Source organism: Nostocoides vanveenii (assembly GCF_039531165.1).
Lineage (GTDB): Bacteria > Actinomycetota > Actinomycetes > Actinomycetales > Dermatophilaceae > Nostocoides_A > Nostocoides_A vanveenii.
The window spans coordinates 1-3,052 of sequence record NZ_BAAAPN010000020.1 but is presented as its reverse complement, the minus strand read 5'-3'; the positions used below and the strand labels follow the sequence as shown (position 1 = coordinate 3,052).

2 protein-coding genes and 1 pseudogene are annotated in these 3,052 nt (G+C 69.6%); all 3 read right to left on the bottom strand.

The genetic code is table 11. From position 1 onward, the window contains the following. A partial coding sequence (locus ABD209_RS03960) for an ATP-binding protein (protein WP_344062448.1) occupies positions 1 to 570 on the bottom strand: 570 nt, incomplete at its 3' end. Then, positions 567 to 2,099 (bottom strand): IS21 family transposase, encoded by a 1,533-nt coding sequence (gene istA, locus ABD209_RS03955; protein ID WP_425564561.1) that lies wholly within the window; start codon positions 2,097 to 2,099, stop codon positions 567 to 569. The genes ABD209_RS03960 and istA, both read right to left, overlap by 4 nt. A gap of 188 nt (positions 2,100 to 2,287) precedes the next feature. Continuing rightward, positions 2,288 to 2,952 (bottom strand): annotated as a pseudogene (locus ABD209_RS03950) (ISL3 family transposase); the annotation flags it as partial. Positions 2,953 to 3,052: the final 100 nt, after the last annotated feature.

The window sequence follows — 3,052 nt, the reverse complement described above, 5'->3', positions numbered from 1 at the left end:
GGCGTAGCGGACGCGTCGTCCTTGCTCGCAGGCGGCTAGCCCGAGGCCGATGAGCAGGTGGCTCTTGCCGGTGCCGGAGTCGCCCAGCATCACAACGGGTTCCCCGGCTTCGAGGTAGGTACCGGAGGTCAAGTGGGCCAGGGTGGCGNTGGCGTAGCGGACGCGTCGTCCTTGCTCGCAGGCGGCTAGCCCGAGGCCGATGAGCAGGTGGCTCTTGCCGGTGCCGGAGTCGCCCAGCATCACAACGGGTTCCCCAGCCTCGAGATAGGTACCGGAGGTCAAGTGGGCCAGGGTGGCGGGGGTGATCGCGGGGACGGCGCTCAGGTCGAAGTCGGCGAGTCTTTTCAGGCGAGGGAACTTGGCCTCGATCACGCGCCGGACCCGGCGCCGCTCGAGCCGGTCATCGACCTCGGCGGCGAGGACTTCGGCGAGGTAGCCCAAGTGGGTGCGGCGTTCCCGGACGGCGACCTCGGCCAACCGGACGGCCTCGGTGCGCACGGTGGGCAGGTGCAGCTCGCGAGCTGCGGCGTTGACTGCTGCTTGCGCGGCGGTGTCGGTCTTGATGCTCATGGCAGGGCCTTCCGGTGGGTGAGGAGGGCGTCGTAGCCGCTCAGGGTGGGTGCAGGTCGGTCGTAGCGGAGCAGCTCGGGAGCAACCGGGGCCGGATGGACGGTGGTGTCGGTGGCCCGGCGGCGGGCGTCGATGATCACGACCTCGGGACTGAGGATCCCCGAGGTGGCTGCGGCGTCCATCGCCTCGATCAGGCAGGCGTGGGGCAGGGTGCGGTGGGCCAGGAGGACCTCGATGAGTGCTTTAGTGCCGCGGGCATCGCCCAAGGCTCGGCGGGTCGCGTCCCAATACCGTTGATGGCTCGGGGTGAACATGCCGGATGCTCGGGCCTGTGCCAGGGCGGTCGCGCCGGGCATGGCGCCGGGTTTACGGGTCAGCACTTCCAGGTAGTGATCCAGGGACAGGACCTGCTGGTAGCGGCCGATCGCCCGCTCGTGGGCGGCGACGACCTTGCCACCGTCATGGATGGTGACCGTGGTCGCGGTGAACCGCACCGTAAGCCGGCGGGCCACGTACCGGGCAGGGACCGAGTAATGGTTCTGTCGGATCGAGACTCGCGAACGGTGGTCGACCCGGCGCTGCTCGCTCACCGCTGCGTCGAATGCCTCGACCGGCAGCGACATCAACGAGGCCGCCTCGCCGGCGAACTCGGCCCCGATCGTGGCGGCGTGACCGGTGATGACCCGAGAGTCGTCCGCGGCATCGCCGGCAGCGATCAGGTTGTTCAACTCGGCCAGGCAGGCGACCGTAGGAACCGGGACCAGGTGTCGGCGGCGGAAGCGGCCGATCTCTCCCTCGACGCCGCCCTTCTCGTGCGCGCCGCCCTTGCCCGGGATACAGAAGAACGAGTCGAAGCCGTAGTGAGAGCGCAACGCGATGAACCGGTCAGACTCGACCCGGTCGCGGCCCTTCAACACCCTGATCACGGCCGGTTTCAAGTTGTCGTACCGGATCAGTGCTGGGACGCCACCGAAGTGGTTGAAGGCTTCGACGTGGCCCTGGAGGAACGCTTCCTGTGCCTGGGTTCCGTAGGCGACGTGGAACGCCCGCCCCGAGTGCGACAGGCGCATCACGAACATCCACACCTTCACCGGCGACCCGGCCAGGCCAGTCTCGAACTCGCCGAAGTCCACCTCGGCCTCCGCGCCCGGGGCGTGGACCTGCGGGACGAACACCTCCCGGTCCACCAGGCCGATCTCGACCCGCCGGGCCGCGACATACCGAGACACCGTCACCTCCGCCACCCGGGCACCGTGCTCGGCGAGGAGCCGCTGCCACACCCGCCGGGCGGTGTGGCGCTGCTTGCGAGGCACGTCCTGGTCCCCGATCAGCCACCCGTCGATGATCTCCCGCCACGGGTCGATCGCCGGCCGCGCCCGCGTCGGGTACTCCTTGCGGGGCGGGGGAAGCGCGGACGCCAACGCCTGGCGGACCGTGCGCCGATGCACCCCATGCCGGACCGCGAGCTCGCGCACCGACACGGCCGGGTCCGTGCGCCGGTCTCGCCGGATCGTCTCGAATAGCTCCACCCTGGATCGCTGCCTCACCGGGACCTCCACGCCGATAACCGTTGACGTGAAGACCCTCACCACGGGTGGGGCCAATATTCGCGACGACACACCCACCCGAACAACGGGCCACCGCGACCACCGAGATGGGGCCGACATTCGCGACGATCAGCGGCCTACCCGGGGTCAGAGAAGGTGACCACACCTACCAGGAACTCGGTGCGCCACTGGTTGAGGGTCTTACCGAGGCGTTTGACCTCGCGGATGGGGCACGCGGGGAACTCATCCAGGATCTTCTCGGCGATCGCGCGGCCGGCGGCGTGGGTGTCTTGGTGATAGACCGAGCGCACTTGTTGGGCGCACAGCCAGGCGACCTCCACTTCGAGGTGCCGTTCGTCGGCGGCCCACGCCGCGGCCAGGCGCGCTTTCTGCCGGTCGGTGAGGTTCTCCGCCCCGGAGCGCAGGATATTCCGGACCCGGTACAGCGGGTCGTTCTTGCGGCCGCGGTGGCCGTGGATCTCCTGCTGAACCCGGCGGCGGACATCGTCAACGACCGCGGTCGCGAGTTTGAGCACGTGGAAGGCGTCCAGGACCGAGCGGGCGTCCTGCAGCTGGTCATCGACGCGTTCTTGTACCCGCGGAACGGGTCCAGCGTCGCCACCCTCACCCGGAACTGCTCACCACGATCCTGCAGCCAGGTGGCGTACGCCTCGCCGGATCGGCCGGGAACCAGGTCCAGCAGCCGCGCTTTGACGATCGGCGGCTTGTCCGGATCTGTGGGGTGGGGGTGCCTTGTCAGGTCGACCATCCCGGTCAACTCCCTCGGGCCGCGGCCCTTGCCCTGCCCAATCGGTCGCGTGGACACGTGATGCCAGTTGGGTCGGCCCGAGGCGCGGTGGCGGCATTGCTGCCGCTCCGTTTCCCCGGGCCGCCCGCCGAACCCGGCGTGCGACTCTCGCCGCACCGGGCTCTCC